The following is a 23347-nucleotide window of genomic DNA, read 5'->3' on the forward strand; positions in this document are numbered from 1 at the left end:
ACCTATTAGTCCAATGATTAGCATAGTTATACCAGTTCACAATAATGCCAAATTCTTAGAAAGGGCTTTAAATTCTGTTACAGATCAAACAGCAAATAATTGGGAGTGCATAATTGTTGATGACCATTCAATTGATGAGTCTGCTAATATCTATAAAAAATTTACACAATTCGATAAAAAATTCAAAGTATTTATAAATAATAAAAAAGGAGGAAATGCTGCCAGAAACTATGGTGTACGTAAAAGTACTGCTGTAAATATCATGTTCCTAGACGCCGATGATGAATTGAAACCAGATTGTATTTCTGAACGGATCTTAACAATTAAAGAAAAGCCACTTTCAGATATGTACGTTTTCAGTACAGAAATTTCAGATGGATTGATTATTACTGGAAAATTTAATCGGCCAATAGCAAATTATCAAACGTTTTTATCCTTCTTTATCGCTCACCGTATTCCTTGGCATACTTCTTCGGTTGTTTGGAACAGGGGGTTTTTAAATAGAATTGGCTGCTGGAATGAGAATTTTGAACGATTACAGGATATTGACCTGAATATTCGTGCCTTATTAACGAAACCAAAAATAGTATTTGGATCTGAAATAGCCGACAGTATTTATCATAAACATAAATTGAGCACCACAAAAATTGAGAAAACATTATTTTCCGCTTGCAGATTGATCGAAGATCACTACAAACGGTGTCTCGATTTTAATCTTGAATCTAAAAGTAATATTATTTTATCATTCACTACTTTGATAGAAAAAATCTTGTCCCTTTATGTTTGTGAAGTAGCGGAACCAATTGTCGGGTGGGAAAATAAATTTTTAAAAACATTGGAAACTATCAAAGTAGAAGGCTCTGAAACAGCATATGTCCGATCCATTTTCGATATTTTAAAAAAAACAACAAAAGAATGATTGTATTAGACAACCTTAATCTTACAAAAGAGGATTTTATATCAATAATAATTCCTGTATATAATAACCTAGAACGATTAAAACGTTGTATTCGATGTATTAGAATACAAGATTATCCACTTGAACAATTGGAAGTTATAGTTGTTGATAATGGATCAAAAAAAATAAAATCCATAAAAAAATTTTTAACTGATTATGATTTCGTTAAACTGTTTGAATATACTGCTTCAAAAAGTCCATATCCTTGTAGAAACATTGGAATAAATGAAGCAAAGGGAAATATTATAGCTCTACTTGATTCCAATTGCTTTCCAGTTCAAAACTGGCTTAAAGAAGGCTTAAAAATGCTTAAAAATAATCACTTAGATTTAGTAGCAGGAAGAGTTGTGTTTGAATTTTCTGACAACTATACTGTTTCGGAAATAGCGGACTCCTTAATTTTTGTCAATGTTGAAAATTCAGTAAAAACGGGAGGGCTTCCTGGTGGAAATGCTTTTATTCGTGCAGAGGTTTTCGATACTGTAGGGCTATTTGATGAAAAGTTACGTTCAAGTGGCGATGCAATTTGGTCAAAGCGCGCTACGAGGCAAGGATTTAAAGTTGGGTACTCTGACACTGCTATCTCATTTTACCCTGCAAAGCAGTTTTTCCCCTTTATCAGAAAATCTTTTCGAATCGGTTTTGGCAGTTTACATTTTTGGAAATTAGAAGGCTACCCTAAATACAAAATTCGCAAAATGCACATGGACAATCTTAGGCCTATAAAAATGATACAAATAAAAAAACTCATTGTCCATAAAGGCGAATTAGATATGTTCGATAGAATAATGCAAATATGGCTGTGTTTATGGGTAGCGAATCTTATGAGATTTATAGGCAGAAGCTACGCGATGATTATTTCCCCAAAGTAAAACCTTAAACAAAGAGTATGAACATTTCATATTATTCACAAAACGGTCAGGATTTTATTATAGATCAAGAAATTTTCGATAAACAACGAGATGGTTACTTTGTAGAGATTGGCGCGCATGACGGAATTAAGTATAGTAATACCTATTTCTTCGAAAAAGAGCGCGGATGGAAGGGTATTTGCATTGAAGCCAATCCAAAAATTTATCCATCACTTGTAAAAAACAGAAACTGCTATACGCTCAATACCTGCATATCAACTACAGCAAAAATAGAGGATTTTTTATGTTTGCCTGGAAAATTAGAAATGCTTAGCGGCTTAACTAGCCAATTTAGTAAAAGTCATCTTTCTAGAATAGAACGAGAAATGTTAAAGCACAACGAAACTTCAGAGAATTTGTCGATTGAATGTCTAACGTTTGGAGAAGTAATTGAACGTTTTAAGGTTCAACATATCGACTATCTAAGTATTGATACAGAGGGGAGCGAACTATCAATATTAAAATCAATTGATTTTAATAAGATTTCAATATCAGTAATTTCGGCAGAAAATACCTACAAAAACAGTGAAAATTCAGAATACCTTAAACTCCATGGATATAAAAAAATCGCACGAGTTGGCGAAGATGATATATTCATGCTTTCAGAAGAGATGGAATAAAAAAAATAAACGCCAGATTAATAAGAATTAAAGAGGGGATGTTGGCTATTCGTATTAACTGATTTAAACCTAGATTTTGGAATAGATTTTCAAAAGCGCAGATAAACAATTAATTTAAAATATTTTGAATTGGTATTAAGATTCATCCCGGGTCTCACCTTCCCCACAGAATATTCCGATAAGGCAGTTCTGTCAATAATATGCCCGAAACTATACCTTAGAATTTTCGATTAATCGGGGGAGGTCATTTGACCGGTTTATGGAGTTTGTGAAGTTTGAGCTAGGAAAATTAAATCCATTGATGCAGGATGAGCATATAAGGAGACAAATTGACTATTATAAAGTAAGCAATATCAGACGAAAACTATTTTTAAAATTGAGGATAAGTCCCATTTGGAATATATTAAAGCAACATATAACCTGAATTACGAAATTAAAACAAAGTATTAGAAATAGTATAGAATAAACTTTTATAAAAGTAATTTGATTTGAAAAACTTCCCATTCTATAAACAACCCGATCAAATGGATTGCGGGCCTACCTGCATCCGGATGATTGCAAAATATTACGGCAGGAATTATACCTTACAACGCTTACGAGAAATTTCGGGCATTAACCGGGCTGGTGTTTCCTTATTGGGCATAAGTGAGGCAGCGGAAAAAGTTGGCTTTAGAACTACCGGTCTAAAACTCAACATAGAAAAACTAATGGAAATGGAGATGCCTTGCATATTGCACTGGCGGCAAAACCATTTTGTAGTACTATACCGGGTTGAAGAAAATAAGCTATTTTATTTAGCAGATCCGGCAAAAGGTTTAATAAAATATAAAAAAGATGAATTTATAAAGTTTTGGGCAAGTACCCGTAATGCCGACGGAGGTTTAGGGATTGCCCTTTCAATAGCCCCAAGCCCCGAATTTTATTTACAAGGAGGTGTTCCGGATAAAGGCTTGGATTTAACCTACATGTTAGGCTATTTGAAAAAATTCAAGGGTTTAATAGCACAACTTTTTGTGGGGCTGGGGGTAGGCAGTCTATTGCAGTTGATTTTACCTTTTTTAACACAATCAGTCGTCGATATTGGTATAAACACCCGAAATTTAAATTTCATTTACATTGTTTTAATTGCGCAAACCATGCTCTTTTTAGGGCGAATGAGTGTCGATTTTATTCGCTCATGGATCATATTGCACATGACTACTCGTATAAATATCTCTATTTTAACCGATTTCTTAATCAAGCTCATGAAATTACCCATGAACTTTTTTGAAACAAAAATGACAGGTGATATTATGCAACGTATGAGCGACCAAGGGCGTATTCAGAGTTTTTTAACAGGCTCATCATTAAGCACTATATTTTCATTATTCAATTTGGTTCTATTTGCGTTTGTATTGGCTTATTACAACCTGAACGTTTTTTTAATTTATGTAGTCAGTAGCATTTTGTATAGTACCTTGGTTATCTTTTTTTTAAAGAAAAGAAGAGAGCTCGATTTTAAACGCTTTGATGCTTCATCCGAAAATCAAAGTACGGTAGTACAATTGATTTCGGGCATGCAAGAAATTAAATTGAATAACTGTGAACAACAAAAACGTTGGGAGTGGGAGCGTGTACAAGCGAGCTTATTTAAGTTTAGCATCAAAAGTTTGGCTTTAGGGCAATACCAGCAGTTCTTTGCATTTTTTATCAATGAAGGAAAGAATATCTTAATTACATTTTTGGTTGCAAAATCTGTTGTCGATGGGCAATTAACCTTGGGAGGGATGATGGCTGTTCAGTATATTGTAGGTCAATTAAATAGTCCAATAGAGCAGCTTTTAGGCTTTCTACAAGCGTTCCAAGATGCAAAAATTAGCTTAGAGCGCTTAAACGAGATACATGAGCTGGAAGATGAAGAACCTAGAGGAAAGCAGTTTATGTTCGATTTACCTACGCAAAAAAGCATAAAACTAAACCAGTTAACGTTTACCTATCCAGGTGCAGGAAACGAACCTGTTTTATCAAATATTGATCTTGCTATTCCCGAAGGAAAAACCACCGCTATTGTTGGAATGAGTGGCAGTGGGAAAACCACTATTTTAAAATTGTTGCTTCGTTTCTACGAGCCACAAAAAGGTGAAATTAAAGTTGGGAATACGAATATTGGTCAGATAGGATTTAAGTTTTGGCGGAGTAAGTGCGGCATTGTTATGCAAGATGGTTTTATCTTTTCGGATACCATAGCCCGCAACATCGCCGTAGCGGATGAATATCCGGATATGGACAAATTGCAGCATGCGATAAAAGTAGCCAATATTCAAGAATTTATAGATGAATTGCCTTTAGGGCTTCATACCAAAATAGGTGCAGCGGGCAATGGCATTAGCCAGGGTCAAAAGCAGCGTATGCTGATTGCCAGAGCCGTTTATAAAGATCCCGAGTATATCTTTTTTGATGAAGCGACCAATGCATTAGATGCGAACAACGAAAAAGTCATAATGGAAAATCTAGAAAGCTTTTTTAAGGGTCGAACGGTAGTGGTGGTTGCGCATCGGCTAAGTACCGTTAAAAATGCAGATAATATTGTGGTATTGGATAAAGGAATTGTCATAGAGCAAGGGACACACACAGAACTAACCAAAAGGAAAGGCGAGTATTATCAATTGGTAAAAAACCAGCTGGAATTGGGGAATTGAGGCACTTACTTTTTAATAATAGAATTGAAAATTTAAAAATGAAAGAAATCCAAGATCAGGAAAGTGTAGCTCGAAACGAAGTTCAGAGGTATCACGATGATTCAATGCTTTATTCAACGAATAAAGAAGCCGATGAAGCCGTATCGGGACATAGTGAAGAAGTGCAAGAAATCATTACGGCAGTACCCTCTTGGATCTTAAAATGGGGCATAACAGTCATATTTGCTGTGTTGCTTGGCATCGTACTGCTGTCTGCGTTAATCGAATACCCCGATGTGGTTAAAACTAGCTTAAAGGTAAACTCTATAAATGCGCCTAAGCCTATTTTAGCCAAGCAAGGGGGTAAACTAGTTCGGTTATTGGTTAAAGATGGAGAAACAGTTAAACAAAGTCAACCCTTGGCTTTTTTTGAGAGTACAGCAAATCACTGGGATGTATTAAAAGTGAACGACATACTAAAGCAATTTCAAATTGGTGTACAAAAAGGAAGTGAAAATTTAACAGCGCTTCCAACCGGATTAAATTTGGGCGAGTTACAAGGGAGTTATCAAAGCTTTTATCAGCAATACCTACAATATTTATCTACTCAAAAAAATGGATATTATTTAAAAAGACTCGCATTTTTGGAAAAAGATTTAGCTGATATACAGGTTTTAAAACAGCAGATTTTAAAACAAGAAGCAATTCAAAAACTAGCGTATAGTAATGAGGAGGTAGAATATAAGGCCGCTCAAAAATTATTCAAAAATAAGGTAATATCAAGAGCCGAGTTTGCACAACAAGAAAACAAGTATTTAGCTGCAAAATCGCCTTTGCAGCAATCTGAGACAGAAATTCTGAGTAATTCAACTTCATACCACACTAAAGAAAAAGAACTATTGGAGTTGAAGCACACAATTGCCGATGAGCAAGCAAAATTTATACAAGCTTTAAATCAATGCTTAAACGAAAGTAATGCATGGATTCTACAATATGTGTTAAGTGCTGCTATTTCAGGTAAGGTAAGTTATGCCGGAATTGTGCAAGAAAATCAGAATGTTCTAAATGGCCAAGAAGTTTTTATCGTAAATCCAGGCAACACCGATTTTTTTGGTGAACTGCAAATTCCGCAATACAATATGGGGAAAATACATGTCGGAGAGCGCACCTTGGTAAAACTACAAAGCTATCCATATGAACAATATGGAATGATAAGAGGAAAGTTGAGCTACATTTCTGATGCGGCATTTCGGGATAGTGTATTTATCGCGAAGGTAAGTTTTGATGAATTTGAAAATAAAGAGAAGGGGCAAAAAATAGTTCTAAAAAATGGTATGCTGGCAGATGCGGAAATCATAACAGAAGAAAATTCTTTGTTACAGCGATTCTTTAATAATATAACTAAAATGATGCACAGTAAATAGTAAACTAATGAAACAGGGTATTCGTTTCCTATGAATTATCTAGCGCTGAAACATGTATTTTTATGATCATTATTTGATCATAAAAAATTAGATATAAAAAGCTAGGCTATAATAAATGCAACTTGTTCGCTTACTCTTCGCTTAAAAACACCAAACATTTTTCGCACACTTTAAATAAAAGTGGAGGCAAAGTATTGCTTTCATACGGATGCGAAGCACCAAATACATGGTTGGCCCCTTCAATTTTAACCAATCGGCTGTTCGGATTGGCATCCGCCAGTTGCTGCGCAACATCGAAAGGAACGTTTACATCGTCATCACCATGAATAATTAACCAAGGGATGTTAATCCGCTTAGCAGCATGTACAATGTTTAGGGTTTCTTTATTTTCGTTAAAATCTTCTAATAAGCTTTTATTTAAAGGCATTTGTTCTTTTGTGCGGGCATTGGTAACAAAAATTTGCCCGGTTTTTTCCCATTTGGCTTCTTGTTCCTTTTTCCAAAGGCTACTGAAATCGGCTATCGAACTCCAGGTCACAATTTTATCGATGCGTAAATCGTTTGCAGCCTCAATAATAGCTAAACCACCACCTCGGCTGTGGCCAATTAAATAGATGGGCGTGGCACGTCCATGCGATTTCTCAATAAAATCGATTACCGCATTTAAGTCGTATAATTCCTTTGATACTGTGTTTGAGGCAAAACTTTCTAAGTCGCTTACATCGGTTGGGTTTTCTACCGGAACACCAGAATGTGAAAGGTTAAACTTTATATACCGAAAACCATTGTTAGCAAAAAAGCGCGACACTAAATTATGGGCACCCCAGTCTTTAAAACCCTTAAAGCCATGCACAAATAAGATGATAGGGGCTTTTAAGTTTTGGTCGTCGAAAGTGATATCTCCGATAATTAATTTATCGTTGGCGCCTCTAATGCTAAATTGACTGTGCTGAATCATAACCTTGGTATTAACATTCTAAAATGGTACAGTGTTTGCAAACTTAGTATAAAAAATAAAAAAAATATGTCTACCGAAAACCAAAAACCAGAACAAGAAGCAGAAGGCGGATTTTTTGATAACTTGAAAAACAAGTTTGAGAACTTGAAAGATAAAGCAGAAGATGCTTGGGATGTAACAAAAGATAAGGCCGAAGACGCTTGGGAAGACGCCAAAGTAACGGCAGCTGAGCTGAAAGTGAAAGCAGATGACGCTTTTGACAATGCGAAAGAAAAATTCGAAGAACTAAAAGACAAGGCAGAAGATAAATGGGACGATTTGACCAAAAAGGATGAACAAAAGAATGCCTAGCTTATTGCCAATAAAACAGTACAAATAGCGTATGAAAAACTAAGCGTTTGTACTGTTTTTCAGATTTTAAAGAATTGATTTTTAGAACAGTATCAGTCCGTTGTGCTGTTTTTTTTTCTTCCCGCCTGATTCGTTTTTCTTTTCCTCAAGATGACTTGTCATGGTTTTGTTTTTATTTAAAACCGTTCTAAATTGACCTAAATTACAGGTTAATGACAGGAAGATTCATTTGCCCTATTACTTTTGTATCCCGATAATAGATAATAAACGGAAGCAATTGGAATACTTAAAAGTTATAGCTTTTACGCACCATCACATAGATTTAAAATCTTTAGGTAAGCTGGTTATCTGCGACGAAAGTTTAGATAGCAGACTAAAGAATATACAATCGCAGTTACCGGTGAGCGAAATTTTTTACATTGGTACCTGTAACCGTGTTGAATTTGTATTCTTAACAAAAGAAAAAACGGACAAAGAATTTGTTACTAAATTTTTAACCGTTTTGGATATGGGCCTGCCCGCCGAATTTGTGGAGCGTTTCTTAGATAGTGTTACTGTTTATGAAAACGAAGAAGCATTCAATCATCTATTACGTACTTCTTGTTCGTTGGAAAGTTTGGTAGTGGGCGAAAAGGAAATTTTAGCCCAAATACGCAAAGCATACGAAAACTGCCGCGATGCAGGCTTTACGGGCGATTACATGCGTATGATTATGGATCGTGTAGTGAAAACGGCCAAAGAAGTATACACCCATACCAATATCTCGAAAAATCCGGTTTCAGTAGTATCCTTGGCGTATCGCAAGCTAAGAGCCCTAAACGTTTGTGGTAATTCGCGCGTTTTAATTGTTGGCGCTGGTGAAACCAACCAAAATATTGCAAAATACCTCAACAAGCATAAATATTCTAATTTTTCAGTTTTCAACCGCACGTTGGCTAAAGCCGAAACCTTGGCGCAAGAGCTAAATGGAAAAGCATATACCTTGGATGCGTTGGAAAATTTTACCGAGGGCTTCGATGTCATCGTAACCTGTACTGGTGCCACTGAACCCATCATTACAGAAAAATTGTATGCCAAATTATTAAATGGCGATACCTCCAAAAAAGTAATTGTTGATTTAGCGGTACCAAACGATGTGGCTCCAGCTGTGGTGCATCAACATGCAGTTCATTATATCGAGGTAGAATCGCTAAAAGAAGTTGCGCGCAAGAATATTCAAGAGCGTTACAATGAATTGGTGCACGCCGAGGAAATTATTAAAAATAACATTGCTGAATTCTTTTTAGTGTTGAAACAACGCAAAATTGAATTGGCGATGCAAGAAGTGCCTCGTAAAATTAAGGAGATTAAAAATACGGCAATCAATGGCGTATTTGCGGAGGAAATTTCTCAAATGGACGAAGCATCACGCGAGGTTTTAGAACGTGTGATGAATTACATGGAGAAAAAATACATTAGCGTTCCAATGATAATGGCCAAAGAAATATTGGTTAAGGAATCTTAAAAATAGCTTTTCATACTTTTCTTTTTCTAGATAGATTGCTGAAATAAACGTTCTTATGTTCAGTATATTTCTGTATTTTCATTTTTAATTATGCACGCTTAGAAACCTGAACAATATTCAGTAGCCGAATGTTTGAGGAGCTCGAAGTCAAAAAAGGGGGGCGCATTGTAAGGTTACTGTCTCATTTTTAAACATTTTATAAGATACAGCGTAATTAATTTAAATTTGCAAATCATTCAAAAGTATAGTGAAGAAATTAACCATCGGAACACGCGGAAGCGATTTAGCTTTATGGCAAGCCAATTACATTAAAGATGAATTAGCGGCTATAGGAGTAGAAGCAGAATTAAAAATAATTAAAACGCAGGGCGATAAAATCCTGAATTTAAGATTGGATAAACTGGAAGGTAAAGGATTTTTTACCAAAGAGTTAGAAGAAGAGCTGTTGGGTGGTACCATCGATTTGGCGGTTCACTCGCTGAAAGATTTGCCTACTACACATCCTGAAGGGTTGATTATTGCAGCCATTCCTCCACGCGAAGAAGCAACCGAATACTTGTTGATTCTGAAAGACTGTGTAGATATTTCGCAAAAGCTTTCCTTGAAGAAAGGAGCCATGGTGGGTACTTCATCTAACCGTCGCAAAGCCCAATTGTTAGGTTTACGCGCCGATTTAGCCATTGAAGATTTGCGTGGCAACGTTCCAACGAGGATTCAAAAGCTTAGAGACGAAGATTACGATGCCATTATGTTGGCCAAAGCAGGAGTGAAACGCTTAGGTTTAGATTTAAGCGATTTACATGTAGAGGAATTATCCACTACTGAATTTATTCCGGCACCAGCACAAGGAGCTTTGGGTATTCAAATTAGAGAAAGCGATACTGAGCTTTTTAATCTACTGCAAAAACTAAACAATGCCGATACTGCTGAAGAGGTTGGCGTTGAGCGTAAAGTACTAAACCTATTTGAAGGGGGATGCCACATGCCATTAGGTTGTTATTGCAAGAAAGAAGATGGACTGTTTGAAGTGTGGACCGCAAAAGCGGATGATGCGGAAGATTTTCCAAATCGATTATTTTTACGTTCTGAAACAACTGAAGGCTTGGCCGAAAAAATTGTTGCCAAGTTTAATACTGAGCGTAAACGCCCCGAAAAGGTGTTTATTTCGCGCGAAATTGGCGAACATAGTTATTTCCGTAAGGCATTAGAACACAACAAAATTGAAGTTGAAGGACGTTCGTTAATACGTACTTTTCCAATAGTGAATGTTTTAGACCAATTTATTTTAAAACACATTGATTGGGTGTTCTTTAGCAGTAGAAATAGTGTTGAATATTTTTTCAACTTAAATCCGTTATTGTCTAAAAAGACAAAGTTTGGTGTGGTTGGACGAGGTTCGGAAGATGCTTTGCGTAAACGCGGACATTATGCTGATTTTGTGGGTGCAAGTGGGGATATTGTGGAGGTTGCTGAAGATTTTGCAAAATTGGTGGATGGACAACAAGTTCTGTTTCCACGGGCATTGGATAGCTTGCAATCGATTCAAAAAGGGTTAAACGCCACTACAAAAATTGTGGATTTACCTATTTATGAAACAGTAATTGAAGATAACATTGGGCAATCATTTGCCGATGTATTAATTTTTACAAGCCCTTCAAATGTAGATGCTTATTTTACCGATAATTTATTGGAACCTGGTCAACAGGTAATTGCCATTGGTAATTCAACTGGTAAAAAATTCGATGAGATGAATGTGCCATACACATTACCCTATTCACCTGATGAAATTGGTTTGGTAGAGGCTGTGTTTGCTTTAGATATAAAATAGGCGTTTTTCGTTTCGGGCTTCTGAAGAAGGTTCCATAAACCCGATTGAAGTGGAAAGCCCGCATCCCTATTTTTCAGCGGGAGAGGACTTGAAACGGAAAGCGGGACTGTAGGAAACGAAGAGCCACTGCCTATTTGTTTTAAAAAAATAAATTGAAAACGAGCTGAAAGCAAATTGTAGTGCAAATAGCATGTATGAACGCTAGGCTCGATAAAATACAAAGAGAGATGTTGTACCGCCCAAGAAGATTGAGGAAAAACTCATTGGTTAGAGAGATGGTAGCCGAAACCCGACTATCGAAGGATATGTTTGTGTACCCTTATTTTGTTGTTCCGGGAACAAATGTAACGCATGCCATTGATGCCATGCCAGGGGTAAACCATTATTCGGTGGACACGTTGCTGAAGGATGTGGAACAGGGATTGAAAAAGGGGCTCAACAAAATTATGCTTTTTGGTGTGGGGGATGAAAAATCTGCTGACGCCAAATCGGCTTATCATGATCACTCTTTGGTGCCTGTTGCGGTGCGGGAATTAAAGAAAAATTTCGGCGATGATTTATATGTAATTACCGATGTTTGTGTTTGCTCATATACCACACATGGCCATTGCGGCATTATGGAGAACGATTATGTGCAAAACGATAAAACGGTTGAGGTGATTGCCAAGATGGCTTTAACGCATGCAGAAGCAGGAGCTGATATGTTTGCTCCTTCGGATATGATGGACGGACGGATTGAAGCGATTCGTAACTTGCTGGATGCGAATGGTTTTGTGAATGCTGCGATTATGAGTCATGCGACTAAGTTTGCATCGGCTTATTACGGGCCCTTTAGGGAAGCTGCCGATTGTGCGCCGAGTAAAGGCGATCGTAAAGCCTATCAAATGGATTTTAGAAATCCACTGGAGGCCCTGCGCGAAGCTGCTTTAGATGAACAAGAGGGTGCCGATGTATTAATGGTAAAACCGGGCTTGGCGTATTTAGATATTATTCAACGTTTAAAACAAGATACCAATTTACCAATAGCCGTATACAATGTATCAGGCGAGTACTCGATGGTAAAAGCTGCAGCCGAAAGAGGTTGGATTGATGAGCAAAAAGTAGTGATGGAAACCATGCATGCTTTTGCCCGTGCCGGAGCAAGCATTATTACAACCTATCATATTAAAGATATTTTAAATAACGAATGGATGTGAGAGAGGTAGGAGGCGTAAGGTATACGGCGAAAGGTTATTAAACTAACAGCTTAAACCCTAAACCTCTATACCCTAAACCTTAATAAAAAATGTCAGATTCAGTAAAAGAAACGTTAAAAGGCAATGAAGCCAATTTTCCGGTAAATACCGAAAGCAAACCCGATATATCAAGAGCCAAATCGGCAGAATTATACGAGAAATCGAAAACATATTTTCCGGGAGGCGTAAACTCGCCGGTACGGGCATTTAAATCGGTGTACGGAACGCCACTTTTTATTGAAAAAGGCGACGGCTGTTACATTTGGGATGCGGATGGAAACGAGTTTATTGATTTTTGCGGAAGTTGGGGGCCTTTAATTTTAGGGCATAACAACCCCAAAATTCGCGAGAAAGTAACCGAAGTGATGCAAAACGGGATGAGCTTTGGCGCACCTACAGCTTTGGAAAATGAATTAGCAGAATTGATTATCACGAACAATCGTTTTGTAGAGAAAATTCGTTTTACAAGTTCAGGTACCGAAGCGGTAATGTCGGCCATTCGTTTGGCGCGTGGATATACCGGAAGAGATAAGATTATTAAGTTTGAAGGTTGTTACCATGGTCATAGCGACTCGTTATTGGTAAAGGCAGGCTCGGGTTTGGTTACCTTTGGTGAAACGTCATCGGCAGGTGTACCTAAATCATTTGCGGAAGAAACCATTGTGATCCCATTGAATGATACAAAGGCTATTGAAGAGGCTTTTGCGCAATTTAAAGGACAGGTTGCTGCGGTCATTATCGAAGGAATTCCAGCCAATAACGGCTTGTTAATGCAAGATAAAGCATACATCCAATTTTTGCGTACGATTTGTACGGAGAATGGTGCCTTATTGATTTTTGATGAGGTGATTACCGGATTCCGTGTTGGTTTTGAAGGTGCTGCGGCATACTACGAAATTACCCCCGATATTGTAACCTATGGTAAAATTATTGGCGGTGGTTTGCCGGTTGGTATGTACGGCGCTTCGAACGAAATTATGGCGCATATTTCGCCTGATGGAGGCGTGTACCAAGCGGGCACATTATCGGGAAATCCGGTGGCTATGGCTGCAGGAATTGCCACGCTGACTGAATTAAGTCAGGCTGATTTTTATACCAACTTGAATCAAAAAGCGCAAGCCTTTGTAGCGAGTATTAAAAGCTTTGTTGAAGAACGCCATTATGCAGTCAAAATTTTTACAGTGGGTTCTATTTTTTGGTTCGCTTTTACGGAGAAAGAAAAGATTCAATCGGCCGAAGACATTGATCCGAACAGCATGGAGAAATTCAAAATCATGCACCGCGAATTATTAAACAGAGGGATTTATATGGGGCCTTCGGGGTACGAAGTTGGTTTTGTTTCGGCGGCGCACACCCAAAAGGAGTTAGAAAAGGCGAAAGAAGCAATTTTTGCTGCACTGGATTTAGTGTTTAAGAAATAAAAATCAGTAAATTGTTGTTTGAATTTGTTCGAAAAGGATAAAGACAAGCATTGAAGAAATCAAAAAAGCCACGGTGTTTTAAAGAATGAAGAAGTCGATTATCATATTTTATGCTTTATTGCTTTATGCATTAATACAGCTTATCTCATGGGGTAGTTTGGTGGTGCGTTTGCAACCAAGCCGCATGACCATGATTATGGGCGAAGGCTCGGTGTTTCTGTTTTTATTGTGCTTTGGTGGATATTTTTTACATCAATCGTTAAAGCGCGAAGATAAATTACGGAGACAGCAGCAGAATTTTTTAATGTCGATTACACATGAGTTAAAATCGCCATTGGCGGCTATTAAATTGTCTATTCAAACCATTGTTAAGCGCGATTTAGACAAGGCTAGACAAACATCTTTGTTGAATAATTCGTTAAAAGACATTGAACGATTAGACGACTTGGTGGAGAATCTTTTGCTGGCAACGAAAATTGAAAATCGGTCGTACAGCTTTCCAAAAGAGGAATTTAATTTTTCGGAACTGGTTTCAAAAATAAGCGATCGGTTGCAAGTGCATTCCTGCGGATGTTCGCAAATTATTCATGCCAACATTCAGCCAAATTTGCAGTTAATGGGTGACAAATTTGCCTTGTCGTCGGTTGTAAATAATTTAATCGAGAACGCAATCAAATATTCGGATCCTTGTGAACCTATAAATGTACATTTAGAGGAAGTGGAGGGGCATATTAAGCTAAGTGTAGCCGATAGGGGGATTGGTATTTCAGATCCCGAAAAAATGTTGATATTTGATAAGTTTTACCGTGTTGGTAATGAGAATGTCAGAAAAGCGAAGGGAACAGGTTTAGGCTTGTTTATTGTGAAGGAGGTTTTACAATACCATGATGCTGATATTGTTGTAAAAGACAATGAGCCAAATGGAAGTGTTTTTGAAGTAACATTTAGTTAATCTCAAATTATGTCAGAAAAATTAAGAATCCTGTTGGTAGAAGACGAAGATCATTTGTTGGATGCCATTAAATTGAACCTCGAGCTAGATGGGTATAAAGTTCACGCCGTAAAAGATGGCAAAACTGCCTTAAAAGTTTTTAAAGAAGAACGTTTTAATCTAATCATATTAGATGTAATGTTACCAGAAATGGATGGTTTTCAGGTTTGTGAAACGATTCGTTTAGAAAATAGCGAAGTACCTATTATGTTTTTAACTGCGAAAAACACGTCAGAAGATCGTGTATTAGGCTTAAAAAAGGGTGCTGACGATTATCTAGTGAAACCATTTAACTTAGAAGAATTAATTCTTCGTGTAGGTATTTTGGTTAAACGAAGCTTAAAAGCAGATGATTTAAAAGAATTAAACTCGTATAAAATTGGTGATAAAACCATTTATTTTAATTCGTTTGAATTGAAACACGACGACGGAACCATTACGCCACTTACGAAGAAAGAAACCATGTTATTGAAACTCTTAATTGAGCGTAAAAACGATGCTGTTTCGCGTGAGCAAATTTTAGAAACCGTTTGGAATTACGATGTATATCCATCAACAAGAACCATTGATAATTTCATTTTAACGTTCCGTAAATATTTTGAGCCGGATCAAAAAAATCCAATTTATTTTCACTCAATCCGTGGGGTTGGCTATAAATTTACCGATAACCATTAATGTATAATAATAAAGGTAGGTATGCTTTAATGGTTGTTTTTGTGGTAGCCGCATTGGTTTGCCTGTATTACAACCTATATGAATTAGCAGCCTTAGGTGGATTTTTATTCGCTTTTGTTTTATGGAGCCACTTTAAGCACAGTTCGGTGTTAATGGCTTCTAAATATTTTAAAAACAACGATTTTGAGAAAACGAAAACGTTGTTGGCAGAAGTAGGTAACCCGGATCGTTTAGGAAGAAACAGAAGAGGATATTACGAGTTTATGCTGGCCAATATGGCGCTGAAAGAAGAGGATTTTGAGAAAGCAGAATATCACTTTCAAATAGCCAGCCGGTTTCCGGTAGGAGGTAAAAATGATAAAGCCTATGTGCTGATTCATTTAGCCAACTTGGCCCTGCGAAAAAAAGATAAGGAACGCGCAAAGGCCTATGCTACACGTGCAACTGAATTGGCAACGAGCTCAAGGTCGAAAGATATTATTGCTAAAATTGAAAAAGAAATAGAAAAAATACACTAAAATTTTGGGATACTTTTCCTGTTGAAACGAAGGCTCTCTTTCTTGCAAAGAAGATACTTCGTTTTTAGTATGAATAAGCAATCCGAATGAACAACACAACATGAAGAATAATTTATTTTTAGACGCAGCATTTTCAAAACAAACAGAACGTCCACCCGTTTGGATGATGCGTCAGGCGGGAAGATTTATGCCACAATATTGGGAGATTAAAAACAAGTACTCTTTCTTAGAGATGTGCAAAAACCCTGAAATTGCGGCAGACGTAACCATGTTACCTGTTGATTTATTGGATATTGATGCGGCTATTCTTTTCTGCGATATTTTAGTAACTGGCGAAGCCATGGGAGGCGATTTAAGCTTCACCCAAGGAGTAGGGCCTAAGTTTGCCAATCCGGTACGTACGGAGAAAGACGTTGATAGCTTAAATATTGATTGTTTAGGCGAATTGGAATACGTGGCAGATGCCATTAAAGTAATTCAACAACGCTTAAACGGTCGTATCCCATTAATTGGTTTCGCAGGGGCTCCATTTACCGTAATGAGCTATTTGGTTGAAGGCGGTTCATCAAAAGATTTTAAGCTAACCAAATTGATGCTGCACAATGAGCCTGAGCTCGCGCATAAGTTGTTGTCTAAAATTGCAAAGGTTACAGCAGATTATTTAAACCTACAAATTGCGGCAGGTGTAAATGCTATTCAAATTTTTGATAGCTGGGCACAAGCACTTTCATGGAGTGATTATACTGAATTTTCGCATCGCTATATTCAAGAAATCATAGCTAACTTAAATAGAAAAGATATTCCAGTCATTTCTTTCTGTAAAGGAAGTTCTGTTTTTGCTCCAATTATGGCCGAAGCAAAACCCGATGTAATTTCGGTTGATTGGAATGCCGATTTATTGAATATCAAAAATGCCTTGCCTGCTGGTATTGCGGTTCAAGGTAATTTAGATCCTCATATTTTATATGCCGAGAAATCGGTTATAAAAGCACAAATTCATAAATTATTTGAGCGTATGCGCGGTACCGAAGGCTTTATTTTTAATTTAGGTCACGGCATAATGCCTGATATACCTTTCGATAATGTTAAGTATGCTATTGAAGTGGTGAAGGAGTTTAAGTACTAAGATTCAGATAATTTAATTGATTTACTTATATTAGTATAAATAAATAGAAGTTCGATGATAGTTAAATCATTAGCAGACGAGGATAAAGTGCCCATTAAACAGGTTATTGAAGCTGTTGATAAGGCAATGGATGATGTGTTAAGGGTGGTTGATGCAATGAATTTGGGTAGAACTGAAGTAAAAGAAGATGGCGTTTATAGAACGTTTAATAATGGAGACGTAGTAAAAATTTCATCAGGAAATTTTGCTAAGAAAAAAGTTTCTACTAAAAAGATAAAGTTGTTTTAAGAATGGCTATTCAGCCTAAGCTAAGAATTTTTGCCGGGCCAAATGGTTCCGGCAAAACAACACTTTATAATTCCATAAGTTCGATATATTTTTCTACTAGATTTTTTGTTAATGCAGATCATCTAGAGTCTGATTTTAAGAAAAATAATTTCTTAAATCTATCTAGTTTTAATATTTCCTGCAATCAAACTGGATTTTCTGATTTTTATTTATCAAGCAGTTTATTCATCAAAGCAAATTTTGATGTAGAAAATTGGAACTTAATAATCAAAGAGAATGTAATCGTTAAGGATAATAGTGCTTTTAATGATTATAATTCTTATCATTTTGCAATTGTTGCCGATTTTATTCGTTACAAACTTATCCTAGAGAAACAATCTTTTGCTTTTGAAACGGTATTTTCACATCCTTCTAAATTGAACCTTATAGAGTTAGCCCATCAAAATAATTATAAAGTTTATTTGTACTTTATAGGGACGGAAACACCAACATTGAATCTTGAACGTGTAAAAGATAGGGTAATGAAAGGTTGACATTTTGTGAATGAGGCGAAAATAGAAAAACGGTATTTTCTTACAATGGATTTACTAATAGATATGTTGAAAGCCATTGATGTAGCCTATCTTTGGGATAATTCTGAAACGAAACATACTTACATCGGAAGTACCAAAAATGGAGGTTTGGATTTAAGATCCTTGGATATCCCAAATTGGATTGATACATATATTTTGAATAAGATAAAGTAATGATTGAAAGCTTATTACCCTATTACCCATATTTTAAAGCTGTACACATTGTATTTGTGATTAGCTGGATGGCAGGGTTATTTTATATTTTGAGTTTGTTTATTTACCATACTGAGGCAAATGAAAAAGCTGAACCCGAAAAAAGTATTTTGGGGCAGCAATTTGTAAAAATGGAAGCCACTTTGTGGAAAATTATAGCCACGCCAGCCATGATTATTTCTGTATTGGCAGGAGCCGGAATGTTAACCTTAAATCCAAGTCTTCTTGAAATGGACTGGATGTGGGTAAAACTCGCCTTCGTTATGGGCTTGTTGGTGTATCATTTTATTTGTCAAAATATCATTCAGAAACTCAAAAGTAATCAATCAACCTGGAGCAGCTTCCAATTGCGATTATGGCGCGAATTGGCTACCGTGTTTATGATTGCAATTGTTTTTGTGGTGATCCTAAAAAATGCCCTTAATTGGGTATATGGCCTAATAGGTATCATGGGGGTTGCCATGATAATCATGATTGCCGTTAAGCTCTACAAAAATTACAGAATGAAAAATAATCAATAATATTGAGGCTGTCTCAAAAAGGCAGTCTCTTTTTGTTTTAAAAAAAGTTGATAAATTCTTGTTTAATAATTTTGTTTAATCATTTGAATTTCAGATATTTAAGTATAAATATTTAGAAATTTATGTCGTCAAAAACCCCTGTTTTCAAGCCTTATTACCAAGATCAGATGATGGCTTTTCCACCTACATTTGACGAATTAATAACTGCAGGGCACCCAGTTAGGATAGTTAACGATGTGATAAACAAAATCAATATCCAAAGCCTGCTAAATGCCTATCAAATCAAAGGCAGCTCGAGTTATCACCCTCAAATGCTCTTAAAGATTCTAGTTTATGGGTATGTAAGTAACGTTTATAGCAGCAGGAAACTAGAAACTGCTTGTCGGGAGAATATTAACTTTATGTGGCTTAGTGGAATGAGTTATCCAGATCACAATACCATTAATCGTTTTCGCGGGGTTCGTTTAAAAGAACACTTGCGCAAAATATTCGAAGAAGTTGTTTTGTTATTAGCCGAAGAAGGCTTATTGAGTATAGAAGAAGTTTATACCGATGGCACCAAAATAGAGGCAAATGCCAATAAATATACTTTTGTATGGAAAAAGGCTATTCAAACCAATAAAGAAAAGATGAAGTTGGCTTTAGCCGATATTTGGACTTATGCCCAAAGTATAACTAAAGCTGAAGATGAACTTCCTGATCCACCTGATTTTACCGAAATAAATAAAGAGAAAGTACAAGCAACGGTAGATAAGCTTAATGAAGTATTAGCTGATAATCCCGATGCAAATAAAAAGATTAAAAACAAGCTGAAATACATCAGTAAAGAATATCCAAAAAAGATAGCTGAATATGAGGTAAAAGAGGCTATTTTAGGTAATCGCAATAGCTACAGCAAAACCGATGAGGATGCCACATTTATGCGTATGAAAGAGGATCATATGCGTAATGGCCAGTTAAAAGCGGGTTATAATGTACAGATATCAACCTCAAACCAGTTTATTGTAAACTACACCATTCACCCAAACCCAACCGATACCACCACTTTAAAAGCCCACATCGAACAACACGAGACCAGCTTTGGCAAAAGTTTAAAAAGCATTACCGCAGATGCAGGATATGGTAGTGAAGAAAATTACGAACTATTGGAGCAGAAAGGAATTGAAGCTTATGTTAAATACAATATGTTCGACAAAGAGCAAAATGAACGATATACCAGTAAGAAAAGCTTTCAAGCCGACAAGTTATTTTACAACCAGGAACAAGATTGTTATATCTGCCCAATGGGCCAACAGATGCATTACATTGGCGATGCAAAACGAAAAACCAGTACCGGTTTCGAACAAACAAGTAAAAGATATCAAGCAAGAAATTGCAGCAATTGCCCATTAAATGGTGTTTGTCATAAATCGCAAGGAAACCGAATAATAGAAATTAACACTAATCTACTCAGCCATAAACAAACAGCTTATCAATTGCTAAACAGCGAGAAAGGAATTGAGAAGCGAAAGCAACGATGTTATGATGTTGAGCCAGTTTTCGGAAATATTAAACAGAACCAAGGGTTCCGCCGCTTTATGCTCCGTGGAAAAGAAAAAGTGGCAATAGAATGGGGATTATTGGCAATCGCACAAAATATAAGGAAAAAAGCAGCTTAAAAAGACTGTTTTTTCATGCTTTTTGAAAAATTGAACAGCTAAAACTGATTTTAGACCATACCATGTCCAAATGATACCAAATTGGAAATAAAATAAAAAAGAGGCCGTCTCGGTATTTTGGGACAGCCTCTTTTGTTAAACACTTTTTGCTTTTTTTGCGAATTGAAAGTCAACTTCTGGAGAGCTACCTCAATTAATAAAAAACTATTTTAAATTTGAGGCATAAATTTACACCATGCTACAAAATACCTTGTTAAAAAGGCTTAGTCTTTTAAGTTTCTTTGTTTTAAGTTTTTTCTTTGCTTCGGCACAATTTCCTCAATCAGCGTTTGAAAATCGAATTCGTCCAGATAGCAGCTTAACCAACGAGGTACATTTTAATTTTTACAATCTAAACTACGTTCGTAATTACGAATACAACAATAACTTTCACGATGGTTATACGTTATACGGTACGCAATTGCAGCCTCAAATCGTATACTACGCTCATCCCAACTTAGCAATTACAATGGGCGCTTACCTGCGTAAAGATTTTGGAAGTAACGGCATTTACGATGCTAAGCCGCTTTTTAACGTGAAGTACCACAAGCGCAATTTAACCTTGATTTTTGGAACACTAGAAGGGAATATCCAACATAAATATATTGAACCACTGTACGATTTTGAACGAATTATAACCTCTCCAATCGAATATGGTACCCAATTGTTAGTTGAACGTAAGAAATTTAATTTAGATGCTTGGATTACCTGGCAAAAAATGATTTACCTGGGCGATGCTGCTAAAGAAGAAATTGTGGGAGGCTTGGTAACCGAGAGCACCCTCGCTGAAAACAACGGCTGGAAATTTAGCATTCCTGTGCAGTTTATGTTGTATCACCAAGGGGGACAAATAGATATTTTAAAAGATATCCCAATATCAACCGTTTTTAATGGCGCTGCAGGTTTGAAGTTGCAAAAAACAATTGATCAGCGTGTGAAACGCGTTTATACTGAAAATTATGTAGCCGCCTATCAGAATTTTTCACCCGAAAAGCGCCTTCCTTTTAACGGTGGTTTCGGTTTATGGCTTAATGCCGGAGTAGATAGTAAATGGGGCAGTTTGGTGGCTAGTTACTGGAAAGGAAATAATTTCATCTCTATCAAAGGAATGCCACTGTACGAGTCTGTTTCGTATAATTTATATAGTAATGGCTTTACGCAAAGCAAGCGCAATGTACTTTCGGTTCGTTATGCGTATCAAAAAGAATTGATTCCACATTTTTACTTAGATGTTCGATTTGAACCAAGCTTCGATTTAGATGTAAAAGCAAGTCAATTACAATTCAATCACTCTTTTTTCTTGACGTATAAACAAGATTTTAAGTTGTTTAAGATAAAAAAGGATAAATAATTTACTTTTTATTTTATTGATAATCAGGCTTTTTGATTTGAATTAATTTTTTTTGAAAAAGTCGTGCAACCATTATTTGTAAAGTTTCATCTTCTATACACAAACACACAATGAAATTGACGCAGATATACACTATAAACGATTTATTGACAGGTTGCCAAGAAGGCAATCGGAAGATGCAAGAGATGTTGTATAGACAAACAGCAGCTAAAATGTTGGCGGTTTGTATGCGTTATGCAAAAGATAGAATGGAAGCTGAAGATGTATTGCAAATGGGATATATCAAAGTTTTTCAGAAAGTTAAGGAGTATAGAGGCGATGGATCTTTTGAAGGATGGATTAGACGCATCATGGTAAATACAGCTATTGAAAGCTATCGTAAACAGGTACGTAGTTTAAATGTGGTAGAAATTGATCAAGCATTTGAACAACCTTCAACCGGTTTTGATTTTAGCCGATTGGGGATGCAAGATTTAATGCGTGTTATTCAGAAACTGGCAGATGGATATAGATTGGTGTTTAATATGTATGCCATCGAAGGATATTCACACAAAGAGATTGCAGAATCTTTAGGAATATCAGAAGGAGCCAGCAAATCGCAGTTATCAAGAGCACGCGCACTATTGAAAGAGGAAATTTTAAAAATGGAGGGATTTGGTTATGCCACACAATCCAGATAACGAGTTTGATAAACTGTTTAAAGACACTTTTGAGGATGCTGAAATACAGCCAACGGATGGTTTGTGGGGCAAAATTGAGCAAGAGATAGCGCCTGAACAAGCTTTTGATACTGTTTTTAAAATGGCGTTTGATGATGCTGAAGTGCATCCGAGTGCTAATTTTTGGCCAGCTATTGAAACTGAGTTGGCTCCAAAACAATCGCGAAAAGTGCCTTTTTTATGGATGGCAGCAGCATCAATTGGTGTATTGGTTGCAATAGGAGTTTTGCTTTATACGAATCGGGTAACAGAAAGACCACGTGTAGCTAATAATACCATTGCTCCTAAAAAATTACCTGCAAAAACCGATACGCTGAAGGCTATTGTTGCTGAACCAGTAAAACAAGAGTTGGTTGCCACACAAGCTCCACAACCGAAGGTGGAGCAAAAAAGAGTGGAGCGTGCCGTGCAAAATACGATTCCGGTGAATGCGGGCGACGATTTTAAACTGCAAACGGTAATCGCTCAAGTAGCTAAACCCGATGATGCAAATACGCAAATTGTTTTGGCGAGCAACCAGCCGCAACAGAAAGCGAATAATACTGCTAATGTTAAACCGGAAATTGATTTGATAAACACCACTCCGCAGATAAGCGATGAGCCCATTAATGAGAATGAGCAAAGCCGTACCGGGATTAGGAATTTAGGTGATTTGGTAAATTTAGTGGTTGGTAAGGTAGATAAAAGAAAAGAAAAGTTTATTCAATTTAATACCAATGAGGATGATGACACCTCGATATCTGCGATTAACATTGGTCCTTTTAAACTAGGAAAGTATAAAAATAAATAATTAACACTCGAACAGAAAA

General features: G+C 36.6%; 23 protein-coding genes. 22 read left to right on the plus strand and 1 reads right to left on the minus strand.

Annotated features, from left to right (window positions below; genetic code table 11):
* The first annotated feature begins 13 nt into the window (after nt 1-13).
* From ACJVDK_RS17655 to ACJVDK_RS17675, 5 genes are all read left to right on the plus strand, one after another.
* Nucleotides 14-919, plus strand: a complete 906-nt coding sequence (locus tag ACJVDK_RS17655; RefSeq protein ID WP_443937984.1) for a glycosyltransferase family 2 protein — start codon at nt 14-16, stop codon at nt 917-919.
* A complete protein-coding gene (locus ACJVDK_RS17660; RefSeq protein ID WP_443937985.1) occupies nt 916-1830 on the plus strand; it encodes a glycosyltransferase in 915 nt (304 codons plus the stop codon). Before ACJVDK_RS17655 ends, ACJVDK_RS17660 begins: the two co-directional genes overlap by 4 nt.
* 17 nt (nt 1831-1847) lie before the next feature.
* Nucleotides 1848-2489: an FkbM family methyltransferase gene (locus ACJVDK_RS17665; protein WP_443937986.1), complete on the plus strand. Its 642-nt coding sequence runs from the start codon at nt 1848-1850 to the stop codon at nt 2487-2489.
* A 488-nt stretch (nt 2490-2977) separates the two neighbouring features.
* Nucleotides 2978-5167, plus strand: a complete 2190-nt coding sequence (locus tag ACJVDK_RS17670) for a peptidase domain-containing ABC transporter (protein WP_443937987.1) — start codon at nt 2978-2980, stop codon at nt 5165-5167.
* A 38-nt stretch (nt 5168-5205) separates the two neighbouring features.
* Nucleotides 5206-6570 carry an HlyD family efflux transporter periplasmic adaptor subunit gene (locus tag ACJVDK_RS17675; protein WP_443937988.1) on the plus strand — a complete coding sequence of 455 codons (1365 nt, stop codon included), beginning with the start codon at nt 5206-5208 and terminating at the stop codon, nt 6568-6570.
* A 130-nt stretch (nt 6571-6700) separates the two neighbouring features.
* Here the strand turns inward: ACJVDK_RS17675 and ACJVDK_RS17680 are convergent, their stop codons facing one another.
* Entirely contained in the window at nt 6701-7528 is an 828-nt protein-coding gene (locus ACJVDK_RS17680; RefSeq protein WP_443937989.1) for an alpha/beta hydrolase family protein, read from the minus strand.
* Nucleotides 7529-7594: 66 nt separating this feature from the next.
* On the opposite strand from ACJVDK_RS17680, the gene ACJVDK_RS17685 reads away from it, so the two are divergent.
* The 17 genes from ACJVDK_RS17685 (at nt 7595) to ACJVDK_RS17765 (ending at nt 23328) form a co-directional block, all read left to right on the plus strand.
* Nucleotides 7595-7879, plus strand: coding sequence for a hypothetical protein (locus ACJVDK_RS17685; protein WP_443937990.1), 285 nt, complete (start codon nt 7595-7597; stop codon nt 7877-7879).
* 277 nt (nt 7880-8156) lie between these two features.
* Nucleotides 8157-9383 (plus strand): glutamyl-tRNA reductase, encoded by a 1227-nt coding sequence (hemA, locus tag ACJVDK_RS17690; protein ID WP_443937991.1) that lies wholly within the window; start codon nt 8157-8159, stop codon nt 9381-9383.
* Between the two features lie 247 nt (nt 9384-9630).
* The gene (gene hemC, locus ACJVDK_RS17695; protein WP_443937992.1) at nt 9631-11211 is read left to right on the plus strand and encodes a hydroxymethylbilane synthase; all 1581 of its coding nucleotides are present in this window, start codon (nt 9631-9633) and stop codon (nt 11209-11211) included.
* Between the two features lie 227 nt (nt 11212-11438).
* Nucleotides 11439-12407: a porphobilinogen synthase gene (gene hemB, locus ACJVDK_RS17700; RefSeq protein WP_443940065.1), complete on the plus strand. Its 969-nt coding sequence runs from the start codon at nt 11439-11441 to the stop codon at nt 12405-12407.
* Nucleotides 12408-12496: 89 nt separating this feature from the next.
* A complete protein-coding gene (hemL, locus tag ACJVDK_RS17705; protein ID WP_443937993.1) occupies nt 12497-13867 on the plus strand; it encodes a glutamate-1-semialdehyde 2,1-aminomutase in 1371 nt (456 codons plus the stop codon).
* 85 nt (nt 13868-13952) lie between these two features.
* Nucleotides 13953-14819 (plus strand): sensor histidine kinase, encoded by an 867-nt coding sequence (locus ACJVDK_RS17710; RefSeq protein ID WP_443937994.1) that lies wholly within the window; start codon nt 13953-13955, stop codon nt 14817-14819.
* A 9-nt stretch (nt 14820-14828) separates the two neighbouring features.
* Nucleotides 14829-15533 (plus strand): response regulator transcription factor, encoded by a 705-nt coding sequence (locus ACJVDK_RS17715; protein WP_443937995.1) that lies wholly within the window; start codon nt 14829-14831, stop codon nt 15531-15533.
* Nucleotides 15533-16051, plus strand: a complete 519-nt coding sequence (locus ACJVDK_RS17720; RefSeq protein WP_443937996.1) for a hypothetical protein — start codon at nt 15533-15535, stop codon at nt 16049-16051. The genes ACJVDK_RS17715 and ACJVDK_RS17720 overlap by 1 nt, the downstream gene beginning before the upstream one ends.
* A 100-nt stretch (nt 16052-16151) precedes the next feature.
* The gene (hemE, locus tag ACJVDK_RS17725) at nt 16152-17177 is read left to right on the plus strand and encodes a uroporphyrinogen decarboxylase (protein WP_443937997.1); all 1026 of its coding nucleotides are present in this window, start codon (nt 16152-16154) and stop codon (nt 17175-17177) included.
* 54 nt (nt 17178-17231) lie between these two features.
* Complete coding sequence (locus ACJVDK_RS17730; RefSeq protein ID WP_443937998.1) at nt 17232-17465, plus strand: hypothetical protein; 234 nt, start codon at nt 17232-17234, stop codon at nt 17463-17465.
* A 2-nt stretch (nt 17466-17467) separates the two neighbouring features.
* Nucleotides 17468-17998 carry a hypothetical protein gene (locus tag ACJVDK_RS17735; RefSeq protein WP_443937999.1) on the plus strand — a complete coding sequence of 177 codons (531 nt, stop codon included), beginning with the start codon at nt 17468-17470 and terminating at the stop codon, nt 17996-17998.
* Between the two features lie 45 nt (nt 17999-18043).
* Entirely contained in the window at nt 18044-18211 is a 168-nt protein-coding gene (locus ACJVDK_RS17740) for a hypothetical protein (protein WP_443938000.1), read from the plus strand.
* Nucleotides 18211-18771, plus strand: a complete 561-nt coding sequence (locus ACJVDK_RS17745) for a CopD family protein (RefSeq protein WP_443938001.1) — start codon at nt 18211-18213, stop codon at nt 18769-18771. The genes ACJVDK_RS17740 and ACJVDK_RS17745 overlap by 1 nt, the downstream gene beginning before the upstream one ends.
* Nucleotides 18772-18893: 122 nt before the next feature.
* Nucleotides 18894-20429 carry an IS1182 family transposase gene (locus ACJVDK_RS17750; RefSeq protein ID WP_443936436.1) on the plus strand — a complete coding sequence of 512 codons (1536 nt, stop codon included), beginning with the start codon at nt 18894-18896 and terminating at the stop codon, nt 20427-20429.
* Between the two features lie 235 nt (nt 20430-20664).
* The gene (locus ACJVDK_RS17755; RefSeq protein ID WP_443938002.1) at nt 20665-21819 is read left to right on the plus strand and encodes a hypothetical protein; all 1155 of its coding nucleotides are present in this window, start codon (nt 20665-20667) and stop codon (nt 21817-21819) included.
* Nucleotides 21820-21929: 110 nt separating this feature from the next.
* A complete protein-coding gene (locus ACJVDK_RS17760) occupies nt 21930-22499 on the plus strand; it encodes an RNA polymerase sigma factor (protein ID WP_443938003.1) in 570 nt (189 codons plus the stop codon).
* Complete coding sequence (locus ACJVDK_RS17765) at nt 22480-23328, plus strand: hypothetical protein (RefSeq protein ID WP_443938004.1); 849 nt, start codon at nt 22480-22482, stop codon at nt 23326-23328. Before ACJVDK_RS17760 ends, ACJVDK_RS17765 begins: the two co-directional genes overlap by 20 nt.
* The last annotated feature ends 19 nt before the right edge of the window (nt 23329-23347 follow it).

This window comes from Pedobacter paludisoli, from assembly GCF_052344095.1.
GTDB lineage: Bacteria > Bacteroidota > Bacteroidia > Sphingobacteriales > Sphingobacteriaceae > Pedobacter.